At 70.6% G+C, this 16219-nt stretch carries 15 protein-coding genes; 9 read left to right on the top strand and 6 right to left on the bottom strand.

Annotation, left to right across the window (positions count from 1 at the left end; translation table 11 throughout):
* The first annotated feature begins 31 nt into the window (after positions 1-31).
* The 4 genes from M2165_RS23595 to M2165_RS23580 all read left to right on the top strand — a co-directional run bounded on the left by M2165_RS23595 (position 32) and on the right by M2165_RS23580 (position 4389).
* Entirely contained in the window at positions 32-1255 is a 1224-nt protein-coding gene (locus M2165_RS23595) for a patatin-like phospholipase family protein (RefSeq protein WP_280816999.1), read from the top strand.
* A gap of 78 nt (positions 1256-1333) precedes the next feature.
* Positions 1334-2341, top strand: coding sequence for a tripartite tricarboxylate transporter substrate binding protein (locus tag M2165_RS23590; RefSeq protein ID WP_280816998.1), 1008 nt, complete (start codon positions 1334-1336; stop codon positions 2339-2341).
* A 46-nt stretch (positions 2342-2387) separates the two neighbouring features.
* The gene (locus M2165_RS23585) at positions 2388-2861 is read left to right on the top strand and encodes a tripartite tricarboxylate transporter TctB family protein (RefSeq protein ID WP_280816997.1); all 474 of its coding nucleotides are present in this window, start codon (positions 2388-2390) and stop codon (positions 2859-2861) included.
* Between the two features lie 19 nt (positions 2862-2880).
* Positions 2881-4389: a tripartite tricarboxylate transporter permease gene (locus M2165_RS23580; RefSeq protein ID WP_280816996.1), complete on the top strand. Its 1509-nt coding sequence runs from the start codon at positions 2881-2883 to the stop codon at positions 4387-4389.
* Here the strand turns inward: M2165_RS23580 and M2165_RS23575 are convergent.
* Complete coding sequence (locus tag M2165_RS23575) at positions 4373-5332, bottom strand: bifunctional helix-turn-helix transcriptional regulator/GNAT family N-acetyltransferase (protein WP_280816995.1); 960 nt, start codon at positions 5330-5332, stop codon at positions 4373-4375. The two genes, M2165_RS23580 and M2165_RS23575, sit on opposite strands and share 17 nt — an antisense overlap.
* 155 nt (positions 5333-5487) lie before the next feature.
* On the opposite strand from M2165_RS23575, the gene M2165_RS23570 reads away from it, so the two are divergent.
* From M2165_RS23570 to M2165_RS23560, 3 genes are all read left to right on the top strand, one after another.
* Positions 5488-7848, top strand: a complete 2361-nt coding sequence (locus tag M2165_RS23570; protein WP_280816994.1) for a YgiQ family radical SAM protein — start codon at positions 5488-5490, stop codon at positions 7846-7848.
* Positions 7849-8122: 274 nt separating this feature from the next.
* Positions 8123-9043, top strand: a complete 921-nt coding sequence (locus M2165_RS23565) for a DMT family transporter (RefSeq protein ID WP_280816993.1) — start codon at positions 8123-8125, stop codon at positions 9041-9043.
* Positions 9044-9078: 35 nt separating this feature from the next.
* A complete protein-coding gene (locus tag M2165_RS23560; protein ID WP_280816992.1) occupies positions 9079-9984 on the top strand; it encodes a hypothetical protein in 906 nt (301 codons plus the stop codon).
* A gap of 9 nt (positions 9985-9993) precedes the next feature.
* Here M2165_RS23560 and M2165_RS23555 read toward each other — a convergent pair whose 3' ends face one another.
* The 3 genes from M2165_RS23555 to M2165_RS23545 form a co-directional block, all read right to left on the bottom strand.
* Positions 9994-10890, bottom strand: coding sequence for a CoA transferase (locus tag M2165_RS23555; protein WP_280816991.1), 897 nt, complete (start codon positions 10888-10890; stop codon positions 9994-9996).
* Between the two features lie 96 nt (positions 10891-10986).
* Positions 10987-11376 (bottom strand): DUF488 family protein, encoded by a 390-nt coding sequence (locus M2165_RS23550; RefSeq protein WP_280816990.1) that lies wholly within the window; start codon positions 11374-11376, stop codon positions 10987-10989.
* 13 nt (positions 11377-11389) lie between these two features.
* Entirely contained in the window at positions 11390-13195 is a 1806-nt protein-coding gene (locus tag M2165_RS23545) for a PhoX family phosphatase (RefSeq protein WP_280816989.1), read from the bottom strand.
* Between the two features lie 90 nt (positions 13196-13285).
* Between M2165_RS23545 and M2165_RS23540 the strand changes: the two genes are divergently transcribed.
* Together M2165_RS23540 and M2165_RS23535 are read left to right on the top strand one after the other, a co-directional pair.
* The gene (locus tag M2165_RS23540; RefSeq protein WP_280816988.1) at positions 13286-14116 is read left to right on the top strand and encodes a crotonase/enoyl-CoA hydratase family protein; all 831 of its coding nucleotides are present in this window, start codon (positions 13286-13288) and stop codon (positions 14114-14116) included.
* A gap of 159 nt (positions 14117-14275) precedes the next feature.
* Positions 14276-14590, top strand: coding sequence for a hypothetical protein (locus M2165_RS23535; protein ID WP_280816987.1), 315 nt, complete (start codon positions 14276-14278; stop codon positions 14588-14590).
* 12 nt (positions 14591-14602) lie between these two features.
* Here M2165_RS23535 and M2165_RS23530 read toward each other — a convergent pair whose 3' ends face one another.
* Together M2165_RS23530 and M2165_RS23525 are read right to left on the bottom strand one after the other, a co-directional pair.
* Entirely contained in the window at positions 14603-15745 is a 1143-nt protein-coding gene (locus M2165_RS23530; protein WP_280816986.1) for a DSD1 family PLP-dependent enzyme, read from the bottom strand.
* 105 nt (positions 15746-15850) lie between these two features.
* Positions 15851-16162: a hypothetical protein gene (locus M2165_RS23525; protein ID WP_280816985.1), complete on the bottom strand. Its 312-nt coding sequence runs from the start codon at positions 16160-16162 to the stop codon at positions 15851-15853.
* Positions 16163-16219 lie beyond the last annotated feature (57 nt).

Here is a 16219-nt window from a genome sequence, read left to right as displayed (position 1 = left end):
CGGTCGCCGGACTCGTGTCCAATGCGGTCGCATGACGACCACTCCCAAGAAGAAGCCGCGGGCCGCGCGCCGGTCCTTCGATCCCTTCGGCGGGCGCCGTGAAGACATGCGCGCCGCACGCAAGGCGATGGTGCTGCAGGGCGGCGGCGCGCTCGGCGCGTACCAGGCCGGCGTGTACGCCGCGCTCAGCGAGACCGAGCTGCAGCCGCACTGGTTGGCCGGCGTCTCGATCGGTGCGATCAACGCGGCGCTGATCGCTGGCAACGCACCCGAGAAGCGCGTCGAGCGGCTGCGCGAGTTCTGGCATCTGGTGTCCTCGGGGCCGGCGCAGCGGCTGCCTTCGTGGCTCGGCGACCGTACCGCGCAGAACCAGTGGAGCGCCGCGATGGCCTCGCTGGTGGGCATCCCGGGCTTCTTCGAGCCGCGCCGCTCGCCCTCGCTCTGGATGGGCGGGGCGGCGCCGCTGCTGAGCTACTACGACACCGCGCCGCTGGCACGAACGCTCGAGCGGCTCGTCGACTTCGACCGCATCAACGCCTGCGAGGCGCGCTTCAGCGTCGGCGCGGTCGACGTGCGCACCGGCAACTCGGTCTACTTCGACAACACCACGCACCGCATCGGCCCCGAGCACATCATGGCGAGCGGCGCGCTGCCGCCGGGCTTCGCGCCCGTGCGCATCGACGGCGACGACTACTGGGACGGCGGCATCGTTTCCAACACGCCGCTGCAGTACGTGCTCGACGTGCATCCGCGCTCCGAGCCGCTGGTGGTGCTGCAGGTCGACCTGTTCAACGCGCGCGGCGAGATGCCGCGCACGCTGGCCGGCGTGATGGAGCGGCAGAAGGACATCACCTATTCGAGCCGCACCCGCATGAACACCGATGCGCTCGCGGCCAACGTCAACCTGCAGCAGGCGATTGCCGAACTGATCTCGAAGCTGCCCCCGCACTTGCGCGACGACCCCGCCGTGCGCGCGGTGCAGGCCGAACTCACGCACGAGCCGATCGACATCTTCCACCTGATCTACCGCGACAAGGCCTACGAGCTCGAGTCGAAGGACTACGAGTTCTCGCGCGCCGCGGTCGAGGAGCACTGGGAGGCGGGGGTGCGCGACATGCGCCGGACGCTCGCGAATCCCGAGACGCTGCGCAGCCGGGCCGCGCCCAACGGCGTGACCACCTTCGACCTTTGCGAGCCCGGCGTGGAGCGCATCAAGCGACCGGGGCTCGCGCGCCGAAGGGCTGGTTCACCCTAATGTCTCCCGCGGGCGAAACGTGAGAAAACCGGTTTCTTCGTCAATCGTCATACCAATAAACCCGCAGGAGACATCGACATGCGTGAACGCCCAGCCCGTTTCTTTTCGCGACGCAGCTTCGTGGCCCATGCCGCGGGGGCCGCTGCGGGGCTCGCCCTTCTTGCCGCCGCGGTGCCCGCCGCCGCGCAGACCTATCCGAGCCGGCCGGTCACGCTGATCGTGCCGTGGGGCGCGGGCGGCGGCACCGACGCCACGGCGCGCATCATCGCGAGCCTGCTCGAAAAGGAACTCGGCCAGCCGATCGCGGTGGTCAACCGCACGGGCGGCAACGGCGTGGTCGGCCATGCCGCCATCGCCGCCGCGCCTCCCGACGGCTACACCATCGGCATGGCCACGGTCGAGATCGGCATGATGCACTGGCAGGGGCTGACGCAGCTCACCAGCGCCTCGTACACGCCGATCGGCCTGGCCAACCTCGACCCGGCCGGCATCCAGGTGCGCGCCGATGCGCCCTACAAGACCGTGGGCGACCTGCTCGCGGCCATCAAGGCCAATCCCGGCAAGTTCAAGGCCTCGGGCACGGGGCAGGGCGGCATCTGGCACCTCGCGATCGCGGGGCTGCTGCGCGACCAGAAGATCGATCCGGCCGCGGTGCCGTGGGTGCCGAGCAACGGCGCCGCGCCGGGGCTGCAGGACGTGGTGGCCGGCGGCGTCGAGATCGCGCCGGTCTCGCTGCCCGAGGCACGCTCGCTGATCGACGCGGGCAAGGTCAAGAGCCTCGCGATCATGAGCGACAAGCCCTCGGCGCTGTATCCCAACGTGCCCACGCTCAAGTCGGCGATCGGCAGCGACTGGTCGATGGCCGCCTGGCGCGGCATCGTGGCGCCCAAGGGGTTGCCGAACGACGTGCGCGACAAGCTCGCGGGTGCGCTCAAGAAGGTGGTGGCCAGCAAGGAGTACACCGACTTCATGGCCTCGCGCGGCTTCGGCGTGATCTACGCCGGCCCCGACGAATTCGCGGCCTACATGGCAAAGTCCGACGCCGAGCTCGGCGCGACGATGAAGGCCGTGGGCATCGTCAAGTGAGGGCCGCGCGGCGCGTGCCCGCGGCCGCCATGGAGGGCGCGGCGCGATGAAGTTCAACGATGCGGTCTTCGGACTGATCCTGCTCGTGCTCGGCGGCCTCGTGCTCGCGGTGGTGCGGGGCTACCCCGGCATGCCCGGCCAGAGCGTCGGGCCCGCGCTCTTTCCGGGCCTGATTGCGGCCGGCCTGTGCATCGTGGGCGCGATGCTGCTCGTGAAGGGCTGGCGCGAGCGCAGGCAAATGCCCTGGGCGCGGGCAGGCGCCTGGACGGCGTCGCCCCGCCACGTGCTGGCGGCGGCGCTGGTCATCGGCGCGGTGCTGTTCTACATGCTGCTGTCCGAGCGGCTCGGCTTCCTGCCCGTCGCCGCCGTCTCGCTGCTCGCGCTGATGCTCGCGATGCGGGTGCCGCCCGTGCGCGCGGTGCTCATCGCGATCGTCGCGGCGCTGGTGATCCACACCGTCTTCTACAAGCTGTTGCGCGTTCCGCTGCCCTGGGGCGTTCTGACACCGATCGCCTGGTAACCGGGAGCCTCCATCCATCATGTCGGCAGCACTCTTGCAGGCTTTCTCGATGGTCTTCGAGCCCTACACCCTCCTCGTGATGGTGCTGGCTGCGCTCTACGGCCTCTTCGTCGGCGCGGTGCCGGGGCTTTCGGCCACCATGGCGGTCGCGCTGCTGGTGCCGGTGACCTTCTTCATGCCGCCCATTCCCGCCATCGCGGCGATGGTGACGGCCACCGCGATGGCGATCTTCTCGGGCGACATCCCGGGCTGCCTGCTGCGCATTCCCGGCACGCCGGCCTCGGCGGCATACACCGACGAGGCCTTCGCGATGACGCGCAAGGGCATGGCCGAGACGGCGCTCGGCGCGGGGCTGGTCTTCTCCGCGGTGGGCGGGCTTTTCGGCACGGTGGTGCTCATCGTCGCCGCGCCGGCACTGGCCGACTTCGCGCTCAACTTCAGCTCCTTCGAGTACTTCTGGCTCGTGCTGCTGGGGCTGACCTGCGCGGTGTTCATCACCTCCGACCGGCCGCTCAAGGGGCTCGTCACGCTGCTGCTCGGCCTGCTCGTGGCCTGCGTGGGACTCGGCAACCCGGCGGGCTTTCCGCGCTTCACCTTCGGCAACGCCGAGATGACGGGCGGCATCGGCATGATCCCGATGATGATCGGCATGTTCGCGGTGTCGGAGGTGATCCGCTTCGCGGTCGACACGCGGCCGCCGGGCGAGCTCGTGGTCGAGAAGGTGGGACGCGTGCTCTCGGGCCAATGGGCGCTCGCGAAGAAGTACCCCGTGCAGATCCTCCGCGGCAGCGTGCTCGGCACGGCCGTGGGCGCGCTGCCGGGCGCCGGCGCCGACATCGCGGCGTGGATGTCGTACGCCATGAGCAAGAAGTTCTCGAAGGAACCCGAGAAGTTCGGCACCGGCCATGTCGAGGGCATCGTCGAATCGGGCTCGGCCAATAACAGCGCGCTGGCCGGCGCATGGATCCCGGCGCTGGTGTTCGGCATTCCGGGCGACTCGATCACCGCGATCGTGATCGGCGTGCTCTACATGAAGAACCTCAACCCGGGGCCGACGCTGTTCACCACCAATCCGCAGAACATCTATGCGGTGTTCATGCTCTTCATCATCGCCAACCTGATCATGATTCCGCTCGGCATCCTCTGCATCAAGGTGGCCAAGCGCATCCTGCGGGTGCCGCGCAACGTGCTGATGCCGCTGATCCTGCTGTTCTGCGTCGTCGGGGCGTTCGCGATCAACAACTCGCTGTTCGACGTGGGCGTGATGCTGGTCGCCGGCATCGTGGCCTACCTGCTCGAGGAGAACGGCTTTCCGATCGCGCCCGCGATCCTCGGCGTGGTGCTCGGGGGCATGCTCGAAGAGAACTTCATCACCTCGATGATCAAGTCCGACGGCAACCTCGCAGGCTTCGTGTCGCGCCCCATTGCCGCCTCGCTGGCCGTGGTGGTGGTGCTCGTGTGGCTGGTGCCGCTGCTGCGGCTGTGGTGGAAGCGCCGCCGGGGCACCGCCGCTACGACTGCAGCCTGAGCGACCAGGTCTCGCCCACGAGCTGCTGGCCGAAGCCCTCGTAGGGTTCGGACTTGTCGAGCCTGAAGCCGCGCTTCGCATAGATGGCGCGTGCGGCTTCGAGGCAGCTGTTGGTCCAGAGCACCATCTTGCGATAGCCCTTGGCGCGCGCAAAGGCGATGCATACGTCGGTCAGGCGCCCGCCCAACCCGAGCCCGCGCGCCGAGGGCGCGAGCAGCAGCAGGCGCAGCTGCGCGGTGGTGGGCGACTTGCGCACGACGAAGATCGCGCCCACGCGTTCGCCCTCGAGTTCCGCGATCCAGCATCGCTCCCATTCGGGCTGGAACCTGCGCACGAACCGGGCCACGATGTCGGCCACCAGCGCCTCGAACTCGCTGTTCCAGCCGTACTCGCGCGCATACAGTTCGCCGTGCTGCTGCACCACCCAGCCCATGTCGCCCGGCTGCGGATCGCGCAGCACCACGGTGCGCGGCCGTGCCGCCGGCGCGTGCGCCGGGTCGAGCAGGCGCTCGATGCGGGCCATGGCCTCGACCACCTGCTGCCGGTCGGCCGGCGGCAGCGGCGCGAGCAGGGCGGCCGCCTCGTCGCGCGATTTCTGCTGCAGCGGCGCGAAAGCCGCATGGCCGGCCTCGGTGAGGCGCAGCACGCTCTGCCGTGCATCGCGCGCATGCGGCTCGCGCACGAGCCAGCCGGCGGCCTCGAAGCGGCGCAGGATCCGGCTCATGTAGCCGGCGTCCAGCCGCAGGTCGCGGCCGATCTCACTGGCGACGGGCGTTTCGCGGTGCGCGAGTTCGTAGAGCACCCGCACGTCGGTGAGCGACATCTCGCTGCCCAGGTAGGGGTCGAGCACGCCGATGCGGCTGGTGTAGAAGCGGTTGAAGCGCCGGATCGCCTTGACGGCGTCGGCATCGGGCAGGGAAGCGGCGGACAACATGGTTGCCATTCTCATGTGGATGGTTGACTTTGGCAACCAAATAATGCCCTTGGCCCCGGCGCGCCAACCCGCCGCCGCGCGACAGAATTGCTGGAAAACCCTAAAATCGCGGGTTGCCCATTGCGGTCGCGCGCCTTGCCAAGCCGCCCCGCCCACTCCCCACGATGAACGCCCCCGTCGACGTCTCCTTTTTCGCGCGCGCCGCCAAGCCGCTGACCAGCTACCGAAAGTACTGGGCGGCGCGTTTCGGCACGGCCAAGTTCCTGCCGACCACGCGCAAGGAGATGGAGGCGCTCGGCTGGGACAGCTGCGACATCATCGTGGTGACCGGCGACGCCTACGTCGACCATCCGAGCTTCGGCATGGCGGTGATCGGCCGCATGCTCGAGGCGCAGGGCTTTCGCGTCGGCATCATCGCGCAGCCCGACTGGCACAGCGCCGAGCCCTTCAAGGTGCTCGGCAAGCCGAACCTGTTCTTCGGCGTGACCGCCGGCAACATGGATTCGATGATCAACCGCTACACGGCCGACCGGAAGATCCGCAGCGACGACGCCTACACCCCCGGCGACGTGGGCGGCGCGCGGCCCGACCGCGCGGCCATCGTGTATTCGCAGCGCTGCCGCGAAGCCTGGAACGACGTGCCCATCGTGCTCGGCGGCATCGAAGGCTCGCTGCGCCGGATCGCGCACTACGACTACTGGCAGGACAAGGTGCGCCGCTCGATCGTGGTCGACGCGAAGTGCGACCTGCTGCTGTACGGCAACGCCGAGCGCGCGGTCGTCGAGATCGCCCACCGGCTGGCGGCGCGCGAGCCGGTGCACCAGATCACCGACGTGCGCGGCACGGCCTTCGTGCGGCGCCAGGGCGACGAGACGGCCCAGGGCTGGTTCGAGATCGACTCCACCAGCGTGGACGAGCCCGGCCGCGTCGAGGCGCATGTCAATCCGTACCTGATGGTCTCGGACCAGGCCAAGGCCAACGGTGCCACCTGCGCCAAGGAGGACGAAGCCGAGGCGGTGGCGCGCGCTGCCGAGGCGGGCGCCGCGGTGAACCCCGCGATCAAGCCGCTCAACTTCGTGCCGAACCCGGCGCTCGCGCCGCGCGCGAAGCTCAAGGTGCCGCCGCGCGATCGATCGGTGATCCGCCTGCCTTCCTACGAGCAGGTGCGCGCCGACCCGGTGCTCTATGCGCACGCCAACCGCGTGCTGCATCTCGAGACCAACCCCGGCAACGCACGCGCGCTGGTGCAGGCGCACGGCGAGGGCGCGACCGCGCGCGACGTGTGGATCAACCCGCCGCCGATCCCGCTCACCACGGCCGAGATGGACCATGTGTTCGACCTGCCGTACGCGCGCAGCCCGCATCCGCGCTACGCCGACGAGAACGGCAGCCACGACGGCGCGACCAAGATCCCGGCCTGGGAGATGATCCGCTTCAGCGTGAACATCATGCGCGGCTGCTTCGGCGGCTGCACCTTCTGCTCGATCACCGAGCACGAGGGCCGCATCATCCAGAGCCGCTCGGAAGACTCGATCATCAAGGAGGTCGAGGCGATCCGCGATTCGGTCAAGGGCTTCACGGGCACCATCTCCGACCTCGGCGGGCCCACGGCCAACATGTACCGCATCGGCTGCAAGTCGCCCGAGATCGAGGCCGCCTGCCGCAAGCCGAGCTGCGTGTACCCGGGCATCTGCCAGAACCTCAACACCAACCACGATCCGCTCATCAAGATCTACCGCCGCGCGCGTGCGCTGCGCGGGATCAAGAAGATCCTGATCGGCTCGGGCCTGCGCTACGACCTCGCGGTGCAGTCGCCCGAATACGTGAAGGAACTGGTGCAGCACCACGTCGGCGGCTACCTGAAGATCGCGCCCGAGCACACCGAGCAGGGCCCGCTCACCAAGATGATGAAGCCGGGCATCGGCAGCTACGACCGCTTCAAGCAGATGTTCGAGAAGTACTCGGCCGAGGCGGGCAAGAAGCAGTACCTGATTCCGTACTTCATCGCCGCGCATCCGGGCACCAGCGACGAGGACATGATGAACCTCGCGATCTGGCTCAAGAAGAACGGTTTCCGCGCCGACCAGGTGCAGACCTTCTACCCGAGCCCGATGGCCACGGCCACGACGATGTACCACACCAACAGGAACCCGCTGCGCAAGATCACGCGCGAGAGCGAGACGGTGGACATCGTGCGCGGCGACAAGCGCCGCCGCCTGCACAAGGCCTTCCTGCGCTACCACGACGCCAACAACTGGCCGCTGCTGCGCGAGGCGCTCAAGGCCATGGGCCGTGCCGACCTGATCGGCAACGGCAAGCACCACCTCATTCCCACCTGGCAGCCGCTGACCGACGGCGGCTACACCAGCGCGCGGCGCAAGAACTCCACGGCCGCGCCCGTGAAGATGCCGGTGGCGAAGCCCTCCAAGGGCCGCCTGCTGACGCAGCACACCGGCCTGCCGCCGCGCGACAACGGCGCGCGCAAGAGCGCGGCCGTCGACAAGCCCTCGCGCAAGGTGCGCTGAAGACCGCGCCGCGGCACCGGGCCGGCCGCATGCCGTGCGGCGCTTGGCTTGTCGCGACGGCGAGCGGCTTCTATCATCGGCCGCTCATGCACCTGCATCACTCTCCCCCTCCGCCGACCCGCTGCTGACGCGCGCGCGCCTCGCGCTGTGCACGGCTTGCCAGTGGTCGCCGCCGCCCGCTTCGCGAAAGCCGGGCCGCGGCCGGATGGTCATGCCCGCCTGTCCCGAGCGACGCGGCGGGCTTCATGGAGAGATTCGAACAATGAACGCAAGAATGTCTGCCACCCTGGCATGGGGCGGCGTGTTGCTCGCGGGCGCGCTCTGGGGCGGCGGGGCGCTGGTGGCGCAGTTCCTCATCGATGGCGGCATGGCGCCGCAGAGCCTCTCGCTCGCGCGTTTCGCGCTCGGCGTGCCGCTGCTCTGGTGTCTGCACTGGCGCACCACCGGCGCCGGCGGCGCGGCCGTGCGCTGGCGCGCCCTCGCGCCGCGTGAGCAGTGGCAGGTGGCCGGCACCGGGGTCGCGATGGCGCTCAACGTGAGCTTCTGGTTCGCCGGCATCGCGCAGCTCGGCGCGGCGCTGCCGACGGTGATCTCGATCTGCTGCGCGCCCGCGATCGTGGCGCTGGTGTCCGTGCTGCGCGGCTACGAGCCGTTCGGCGCGCGCCTCGCCGGCGGGCTGCTGCTCGCCACGGGCGGCGTGGCGCTGCTGGTGATGCCTGCGGCGGGGTGGGGCGCCGCCGCGCCGTCCGCGGGGTATGTGGCCGGCATTGCATGCTCGTTCGCGTCGGCGCTCTGCTATGCGGCCGTGGTGCTCGGCAATGCGCGCATGCCCGCGCGGCTGGGCGCGGTCACCGCATCGGCATGGGGCATGAGCGTGGCGGCGCTGTGCATGCTCGCGGTCGCGTGGCCCTCGGGCATCACCTGGCCCCGGGGCGCCGCGCAATGGCTGGGCGTGGGGTACACGGGCGTGGTGACCACCTCGGTGGCCTACCTTGCCTTTGCATGGGGCGCGCGGCGGCTGGCGCCGACGGCCGCGGTGGTCGGCACGCTGATCGAGCCGCTCGTGGCCGCGCTGCTGGCGGCCATGCTCCTGGCGCAGCCGATGACGCCGCGCGAGTGGCTGGGTGCCGGGGTGCTCGCGCTCGCCATGCTGCTGATCGCGCGGCGCACGAGGGGCGCCGAAGCACGCGCCTGAGCGGCGCGAAGGCGGCCGTTGTATGGTGTGGCCCCATGAGTCCATCGTTCTTCCCGCCGGTCTGCTGGTGGCGCAGGCTGGCGGGTGCCGCGCTGCTGGGTGCTTCGGTCCTCGCGAACGCCGCGCCGCAGGAGCCCGGCCGCGCCTCCGCGGACGCGCTGCGCGCGGCGTACCAGCGCATCGGCGGTCAGCTGGCGCGCAGCGAGCTCGGCCGTCCGATCCAGCTCGACTCGGCCGAGACGCCCGGCGGGCTGCAGGGCGACATCTACGCGGTGCTTCCGCATCCACTGCCGAAGATCAGCGCCGCGCTCAAGGAGCCCGGGCGCTGGTGCGAACTGCTCACGCTGCACGTCAACAACCGCCGCTGCCGCACCAGCGGCGCGGAAGGGCGGGAGATGCTGACGCTCTACGTCGTGCGGCGCTACGACAAGCCGATCGAACAGGCTTTCCAGCTGCCTTTCGCCTATCGCCTCGCGAGCGCCTCGTCCGAGCACCTGTCGGTGGAAATGTCCGCGGCCGAGGGGCCGCTCGGCACCAGCAACTACCGGGTCACGCTGGAGGCGATGGCGCTCGACGGCGAGCGCAGCTTCCTGCATTTCAGCTACAGCTACGACCACAACGTGATGGTCCGGCTCGCGACCCAGGCCTATCTCGCGACCTTCGGCCGCAACAAGGTGGGCTTCACGGTCGTGGGCACGGGCGGTGACGGAAAGCCAGAGTACATCCGCGGCCCGCGCGGACTGGTGGAGCGCAACGCGATGCGCTACTTCCTCACGCTCGATGCGTATCTCTCGACCGACGCGGGCGGCGAGGCGCAGCGGCGCGAGCGCCACTGGTTCGCGGCCACCGAGCACTACCCGCGGCAACTGCACGAGATCGACCTCGACACCTACCTGGCGCTCAAGCGCGAGGACCGGCAGCGCGACGCCGCGGGGCGCTGACGCGGCGGGTCAGTCGGCGAGCGTGAGCAGCGGCACGTCGCGCTCGCGCGCCATGGCGTCGAGTTCGGCCCGCGTGCGCGTGCGAACCCATGCCGCGATGGCTTCGCGCGTGGCGGGGTCGAACATGTCGCCGGACGGCGCGCCCGCGGCTTCGCAGAGCCGGGCCGCGAAATGCGGCTCCAGTGCGGCGATCGCCACGCGGCCGTCGGCGCATGCATACACGCGGTAGCCCGCGTGCGCGCCGCCGACCGCGCCCTCGGGCCGCGTGAGGCCCCAGGTGCGCGGCAGCGCGAGCCAGTCGGCCGAGGCATTGAGCGCGACTTCGAGGTACAGGCCGCCCGCGCCCGGCGAGGTGCGCGCGTGCAGCGTGGCCTGGAGCACGGCCTCGCTCGCGAGCAGCGCGCCGCCCATGTCGGCATAGAGGGTGGGCGGCAGCTCGGTGCCGGTGACCAGGCCGCTTTCGGCGAGGTAGGTCAGGTCGTGGCCCGGCTCCTCGGCGCGGGCACCGGGCGCGCCGATGATCGCCACCTGCGACAGCGACGGATGGCGCTGCTGCAGCGTGGCCCGGTCGAGCTTCAGCTTGCCGAGTGCGGAGGGCCGGAAGGAGGTCAGCAGCACGTCGGTCTGCGCCAGCGCCGCATGCAGGCGCGCCTGGCCGGCTTCTGTCTTGAGGTCGGCGACCTCGACGGCAATGCCTTCGTGCAGCGCCGCGTAGGCGGCCTTGTTGTAGAGCGCCATCGGATCGCCCGCGGGCGGTTCGAGCTTGGTGCAGACGGCCCCCATGCCGCGGCAGCGCAACAGCGCCGCAGGCCCGGGCAGGTTGAGCGCGAGGCTCAGCACGCGCACGCCCGCGAGCGGCAGGAACGCAGAGGAGGAAGAGGGCGCGGAAGCATTGGCGGCAGGCATGCGTGTGTGGCCCTTCGACGGGCGTGTTGTCTCCGTGCGCCATTCTGACCCATGCGGCCAAGGCCGCCGTGAACCCGCCTCTGTGCGCAGCCGCGGTCAGTTCGCGATGTCGGCGCCGCGTTCCGCCAGCAGGCTGCGCAGCAGCGAACGGTGGCAGCGCGACTCGTCCTCGCAGTAGCAGCCGACCGAGAGCGCTGCGGTGTGCGAGAGCGCGGCGAGCAGGTCGAGGCTGCGGCTCGCGTCCGCTTCGGCCATCTCGGCCTTGTACCTGCGCATGAAGGCGTTCCATTGCGCGGGCGTCTCGGCTTGCTGGCCGAGCTTCATGGTCTCGGCGGAAGGTGCGAGGTTCGGGTACCACACGTCGTACCAGTCCTGCGATGCGAACTCGGTCTTCGGCACGCCGCGCGGCGGGCGCCGGACCGTGCCGATGCGAAGGCCTTCGCCTTCGGCGCGCGGCGTGCCGAGGCGGACGATGCGGATGCTCATGCGGGTCTCCTCTTCATGTGCCGACGATGCCGCCGTCGCGCCGGCGGATGGCCAGCGTCGCCGAGCGCGGACGTGCGCTGCCGGGCGCGGTGCCATCGGGCCAGGCGCTGGTGGGCGCGGCATGGCCGTCGTCCCGCGCTTCGCCCGGGTGCTGGATGTTGACGAACAGCGTGCGCCGGTCGGGCGTGACCACGCAGCCCGTGACCTCGCTGCCGTTCGGTGCGGTGAGAAAGCGCTGGATGCGCCCGCTCGCCGGGTCGGCACAGAGCATCTGGTTGTTGCCGAGCGCGGCATACGGCGGCTTGCCGATGAGCTGGCTGCTCATGTCGGTCTGGATCCAGAGCAGTCCGCCGGCGTCGAAATGCAGTCCGTCGGGACTGCCGAAGATGTCGGCGTCGGCCGAGGGATAGCGCGCACCGCTCTCCGGCTGCCCGGGGTCGCCCGCGAGCACGAAATGCGTCCATGCGAAGCGGCTGCTGCCCGCGTCGCCGCCATCCTCGCGCCATTTCAGGATGCCGCCGAACAGGTCGATCGCACGCGGGTTGGCCGCGTCCGGTGCGGACTTGCCGGGCGTGCCGCGCTGGCTGTTGTTGGTGAGCGTGACGTACACCTCGCCGGTGCCGGGGTGGACCGCGATCCACTCGGGGCGGTCCATCGGCGTGGCGTCCACCGCGTCGGCCGCCAGCCGGGCGTGCACGAGCTCGATCCACCGGCCGCTGCCGTCGGCATCGAAGCGCGCCACGTACAGGATGCCCTCGTCGAGCAGGCGGCTGTTGTGGGCAGCGGCCCGTGCGCCATCGCCGGCCTGCGCGACCGGCCGGTGGCTGACGAACTTGTAGATGTACTCGAAGCGCGCATCGTCGCCCATGTAGACCACCACCCGCCCGTCCTTCGCGAGCGTGCAGGTCGCGCTCTCCTGCCGCTTGCGTCCGAGGGCGGTGCGCTTGACCGGCCGGGCCGCCGGGTCGAAGGGATCGATCTCCACCACCCAGCCGAAGCGGTTCGGCTCGTTCGGATGCCGGCGCAGGTCGAAGCGCTCGTCGAAGCGCCAGTACTCCACCCACTGGCTGCCCGCGACCGTGCCGTAGCGGCGCTCGGCGGCGCTCGGCGCGGGCGCGCCGTCCTTCGGTCCGCCGAAGTAGCCGTGGAAGTTCTCCTCGCAGCTCAGGTAGGTGCCCCAGGGCGTCACGCCCATGGCGCAGTTGGCGAAGGTGCCGAGCACCTCGTCGCCCGATGGGTTGGCCGCGGTGCGCATCAGCGGCGAACCCGCCGCGGGACCGGCGATGCGCATCGGCGTGCGGCCGTGGATGCGGCGGGCGAAGGCCGAGGGCCGCACCTGCTGCCAGCCGCGCCGCGTGCGCTCGATCTCGATGACCGAGACGCCCATCGCATGCAGCGACTTGCGCACCTTCTCGGCGCTCCACGCCTGGCTGCCATCGGCATGGAGCAATTGCTCGTCCGTGTACTCGTGGTTCATCACGAGCAGGCCGCGGTCCGCCGCGAGCGGGAAGAAGTGCATGCCGTCGTGGTGCATGCCCGCCTGCAGTGCCTGATCGGCCGCGCTGTTGCTGCCGTCGGGCGCAAATGCCGGCATGGGCTGGCCCGCCACGCCCGTGGGCGTGCCCCAGGGATAGAGCAGTTGCCATTCGTACTCGGGCGGCACCACCACCGCATCGCGCAGCGTCGTCGGCACCGCGGTGAAGCCGAGCGCCGCGGGCGCCTGCGAGAGGGGAGCGGCGAGGGCGCTGCCGTGCCGGAACAGCGCCACCACCGCGGCGGCGGCGCCCGATTGCAGAAAGGTCCGGCGGTACAGGCTCATCGGTCGGTGGCAGGTGTTGGGTCGGCGACAGCGCCATCATCGCCGAGCGCCACGCCCGGGTGATACTGCGGCCGAAAAGGAGACACACGCATGACCGATCGAATCGAACGGATCCGCCACCCCGATGGCGTCGTCGAACTGAAGCTCGCGCGCGCCGAGAAGATGAATGCGCTCGATCCCGCGATGTTCGATGCGCTGATCGCAGCCGGCGAAGCGCTGCGCGGCGACACGGCGGCGCGCGCGGTCGTGCTCTCGGGCCAGGGCAAGGCTTTCTGCGCAGGCCTCGACATGGCCTCGTTCGAGCGCATGGGGCAGGACGCGGCGAGCGCGGTGCTCGGCGCCGCGGCCGGCGGGACCGACCTGTCGGCCCGCACCCACGGCATCTCCAACGCCGCGCAGCAGGTGGCGATGGTGTGGCGCGAGGTGCCGGTGCCCGTCATCGCCGCCGTGCACGGCGTGGCCTTCGGCGGCGGGCTGCAGGTGGCGCTGGGCGCCGACATCCGCATCGTCGCGCCCGACACCCGGCTGTCGGTGATGGAGATCAAGTGGGGCCTCGTGCCCGACATGGGCGGCATGGTGCTGATGCGCGAACTCGCCCGCGACGACGTGGTGCGCGAACTCACCTTCACCGGGCGGATCTTCTCGGGCGAGGAGGCGCTGCAGCTCGGCTTTGCCACGCGTCTGGCGGCCGATCCCTTGGCCGTGGCGCTGGAGATGGCGCACGGGATCGCGGCCCGGAGCCCGGACGCGATCCGCGCCGGCAAGCGCCTGCTCAATGCCTCGCGCTCGCTGGGCGCGGCCGAGCTGCTGGTGGCGGAATCGGTGGAGCAGCGGGCGCTGATCGGTGGCGCGAACCAGCAGGAGGCGGTGCGGGCCAACATCGAGCGGCGCCCGCCGCAGTTCGGCGCGCTTGGCGCCTAGTTCCGACGTTTTCGTGACCGCTGCTGGCGCTTTTTCGAAAAAAGAGTACGAATGTGTGAGGTAGGTCACGCCTAGCAGCAGATTGCAAGGTCGAAAGGGATGGATGTGTTCGTCACATTCATTAACAATTAATCCTTTTGACTGCGACGGCGGTCCTGCATGTCGACCACGTTTTTCTGCAACCTCAGCGTCCCCATCCTGGTCAGCGAGGACCGATACAAATATTTCCCTTTTGTGGCGGTGTTTCGCGGCATCCCGTTCGACCAGGTCGACGCCTGGGTGATGCATCCCGATGGGCGGCCGCGCAGCGACCGCGAGCTGGCCGCCGAGGTGCTGCTCGAACTGCGCCGCCAGCCGGGGGAGACGAGCGAGGGCGAACTCCCCGCAGCCTTCGAGGTGAGCGACATCCTCCAACTCGACCGCGCCGCCGCGATCATCGTCGCCACCTTCCTCGCCGCGCTGCCCAGAGTCTGAGCGGCCGCGCGGTCAGTGCCGGCCGCGTGCGTCGACCGGCCAGATGGCCACCAGCGTGTCGCCGTCGAACACGTGGTAGGCATCGTGCAGGTTGACCGTCGGGTCGCAATGCGGCGTGACGAACTCCACCCGGCTGCCGAGCGCGGGCCGCGCGCCGGCGAACAGCAGCTTGCCGTGCTCGTCGCCGAAGAAGGCATAGCGGCTCGCCGGGTCGACCCCGCGCGCGACCAGCGGCACGCCACAGTCGGTGGCAAAGCACTTGGTGCCGCCGTCCACCGTCACCCAGTCGGCCGCGTGGGTGCTCACCACCGCGGTCTGCACGAACAGCGACACCTCGAAGGGCGAAGGCCCGCCCGCGCCGCCGAGCACCTGCGCGTATTCGGCATCCATGAACACGTAGGAGCCGGCCTGCAGTTCGGTGAAGGCATCGCGCCCGGCGTCGAGGTCATGCGTGCCGGTGCCGGCGCCGGTGACGATCTCGAACGCGATGCCGGCGCGCCGGGCTTCCGAGACGATGTGCGCGATCTTTTCGCGCAAGCCCGCGGCGGCGGCGCTGCGCTGCGCCCGGTCGACGATGTGCTGGAGGTTGCCGGCATAGGCCTGCAGGCCGCGCAGCTTCAGGCGCGGCTCGGCCGCGACGTAGCGCGCCAGTTCGAGCACCTGCGCCTCGTCGGCGGCACCAGTGCGGTTGTAGCCGGCGCCGTAGTCGACCAGCACCTCGAGCGGATGCGGCAGGCCGAGCGTTGCCGCGGCCAGGTCGGCAGCGTTGCGCAGGTCGTCCACCACCACCATCATCCCGCCGGGCCCGGCGAGCCTCGCGAGCCTGACCACGCGCGCGATCTTGCTCGGCGTGACTGCGGGCGATGTGATCAGCACGTCGGGAATGCCGGCCCGGACCATGACTTCGGCCTCGCCCAGGGTGACGCAGCTCACGCCGACCGCGCCCGCCGCGACCTGGCGGCGCGCGATCTCCACCGACTTGTGCGTCTTGACGTGCGGCCGCAGCGCCACGCCGCGCGCCTTCGCAAAGGCGGCCATGCGCTCGATGTTGCGCGACAGCGCGCCGAGGTCGAGCACCAGCGCGGGCGTGTCGAGCGATTGCCGGCCGCCGGCGAGGCCGATCAGCGGCGCGTTGACTTGCGTTTCAGGAAGCATGGGGCACCTTCGTCTGCGGGTTCGTTCGAGGCCGGCGCGCGCTGCACGCGCAGCAACAACCCGAAATGATCGCATCGAATGGCGCCCGGGTGGCGCCGCTTTTCTTCAGCTGCCGTCGCCGCGCCGTTCGCCGCCGCGGCGCAGGGCCAGCCACCACAGCAGCGCCGCATTGAGTGCCCAGCTTCCCGCCAGCAGCAGCAGCGCGGTCTGCGCAACGCCCGGCGCCAGGCCGAGCGTCAGCAGGCTCAGCGACCAGGGCAGCCCGCCGGCAATGGTGGCGAGCATGGCCGTTTCGCTCTCGGGAAAGGCCGCGCAGGCGACGAGGCCCGTCAGGCCCGCCGCGGTGTACGCGAGCGCGGCCATGCGCCAGCCGGAAGGAAAGCGCGGCGGAACCTCGGGAGCGTCGGCGGTGTGCATGCCGGGAAGATCGCCGGCCGCGGTGCCGCGGCGCGACAGCGGCCGTCCCGACGCGCT

Origin of the sequence: Variovorax sp. TBS-050B, assembly GCF_029893635.1 — a bacterium.
Lineage (GTDB): Bacteria > Pseudomonadota > Gammaproteobacteria > Burkholderiales > Burkholderiaceae_C > Variovorax.
This window is presented reverse-complemented; position numbering and strand designations above follow the sequence as displayed.

Excerpts from the sequence above, each read along its gene's own strand:
- M2165_RS23540 (WP_280816988.1), top strand. The coding sequence starts at position 13,286 with ATGACCGATCGAATCGAACGGATCCGCCACCCCGATGGCGTCGTCGAA.
- M2165_RS23550 (WP_280816990.1), bottom strand. The coding sequence starts at position 11,376 with ATGAGCATCCGCATCGTCCGCCTCGGCACGCCGCGCGCCGAAGGCGAA.
- M2165_RS23560 (WP_280816992.1), top strand. The coding sequence starts at position 9,079 with ATGAGTCCATCGTTCTTCCCGCCGGTCTGCTGGTGGCGCAGGCTGGCG.
- M2165_RS23525 (WP_280816985.1), bottom strand. The coding sequence starts at position 16,162 with ATGCACACCGCCGACGCTCCCGAGGTTCCGCCGCGCTTTCCTTCCGGC.
- M2165_RS23590 (WP_280816998.1), top strand. The coding sequence starts at position 1,334 with ATGCGTGAACGCCCAGCCCGTTTCTTTTCGCGACGCAGCTTCGTGGCC.
- M2165_RS23580 (WP_280816996.1), top strand. The coding sequence starts at position 2,881 with ATGTCGGCAGCACTCTTGCAGGCTTTCTCGATGGTCTTCGAGCCCTAC.
- M2165_RS23595 (WP_280816999.1), top strand. The coding sequence starts at position 32 with ATGACGACCACTCCCAAGAAGAAGCCGCGGGCCGCGCGCCGGTCCTTC.
- M2165_RS23565 (WP_280816993.1), top strand. The coding sequence starts at position 8,123 with ATGTCTGCCACCCTGGCATGGGGCGGCGTGTTGCTCGCGGGCGCGCTC.
- M2165_RS23530 (WP_280816986.1), bottom strand. The coding sequence starts at position 15,745 with ATGCTTCCTGAAACGCAAGTCAACGCGCCGCTGATCGGCCTCGCCGGC.
- M2165_RS23585 (WP_280816997.1), top strand. The coding sequence starts at position 2,388 with ATGAAGTTCAACGATGCGGTCTTCGGACTGATCCTGCTCGTGCTCGGC.
- M2165_RS23570 (WP_280816994.1), top strand. The coding sequence starts at position 5,488 with ATGAACGCCCCCGTCGACGTCTCCTTTTTCGCGCGCGCCGCCAAGCCG.
- M2165_RS23575 (WP_280816995.1), bottom strand. The coding sequence starts at position 5,332 with ATGGCAACCATGTTGTCCGCCGCTTCCCTGCCCGATGCCGACGCCGTC.
- M2165_RS23535 (WP_280816987.1), top strand. The coding sequence starts at position 14,276 with ATGTCGACCACGTTTTTCTGCAACCTCAGCGTCCCCATCCTGGTCAGC.
- M2165_RS23555 (WP_280816991.1), bottom strand. The coding sequence starts at position 10,890 with ATGCCTGCCGCCAATGCTTCCGCGCCCTCTTCCTCCTCTGCGTTCCTG.
- M2165_RS23545 (WP_280816989.1), bottom strand. The coding sequence starts at position 13,195 with ATGAGCCTGTACCGCCGGACCTTTCTGCAATCGGGCGCCGCCGCCGCG.